A 1193-nucleotide genomic window follows, 5' to 3' on the forward strand; every position below is an offset into this window, starting at 1 on the left:
TGGAGCTACACCTACACCGCCGCCGGCCAGATCGAAACCGCCGACGGCCCGCGCACCGATGTCCAGGACATCACCCGCTACGCCTACGACGCCCAGGGCCACCTCACAACCGTCACCAACGCCCTCGGCCACGTCACCCAGCTCTCCCGCTTCGACAGCTACGGCAACCCGCAGACCGTCATCGACCCCAACGGCGTCACCACCACCCTCGGCTACACGCCCCAGGGCTGGCTGGCCTCGGTCAGCATCGGTGGCAGCAGCACCACTTTCGAACACGACGCCATCGGCCAGATCACCCAGGTCACCCGGGGCGACGGCAGTTGGCTGGCCTACACCTGGGACGATGCCCGGCGCCTGACCAGGATCACCAACAACCTCGGCGAGCAGGTCGAGTTCGACCTCGACGCCATGGGCAACCGCACCGCCCAGCGCATCAAGGACGCCACCAACAGCCTCACCCAGCAGCAACAGTGGGTGTACGACGAGCTCGGCCGCCTGCTGCGCTCGGTCGGCGCCAATGGCCAGACCCACAGCCAGCAGTACGACCTCAACGACAACCCCACCACCGACACCAACCCGCGCCAGTTCAGCCGCACCCGCGCCTACGACGCCCTCGACCGCCTGGTCTCCAGCACCGACGCCCTCAACGGCGTCACCACCCAGGCCTACGACGCCCAGGACAACCTCACCCAGGTGGTCGACCCGCGCGGCGTCACCACCCGCTACGAGTACGACGGCCTCGGCAACCTCACCAAGCTCATCAGCCCCGACACCGGCACCACCACCTTCCAGCACGATGCCGCCGGCAACGTCATCCAGAAGACCGATGCCCGGGGCGTCGTCACCACCTACCGCTACGACGCCCTCAACCGCCTCACCGCCCGCCAGTACCCCGCCACCCCCGCGCTCAACGTCCAGTACCACTACGACATGACCGCCGACGGCAACAAAGGCGTCGGCCGCCTCACCGCCGTGCAGGACGCCAGCGGCGTGCTCGGCTACCAGTACGACGAGCGTGGCAACCTCATCCAGCAACTGCGCTCCGTGCCCGTGCTGGGGAGTGATCAGTACGACACCCTCGGCTACGCCTATGACGCCGCCAGCAACCTCGTGCGCATCGACTACCCCGCCGGCTTCAGCATCCACTACAGCCGCAACGCCGCCGGCCAGGTCAGCCAGGTCGGCTTTGCAGT

At 68.1% G+C, this 1193-nt stretch carries 1 pseudogene; it reads left to right on the forward strand.

Annotated features, from left to right (window positions below):
* A pseudogene (locus tag A7D27_RS26820) lies at positions 1-1193 on the forward strand (RHS repeat protein); the annotation flags it as partial.

Origin of the sequence: Pseudomonas sp. 1D4 (assembly GCF_001728925.1) — a bacterium.
Classification (GTDB): domain Bacteria; phylum Pseudomonadota; class Gammaproteobacteria; order Pseudomonadales; family Pseudomonadaceae; genus Metapseudomonas; species Metapseudomonas otitidis.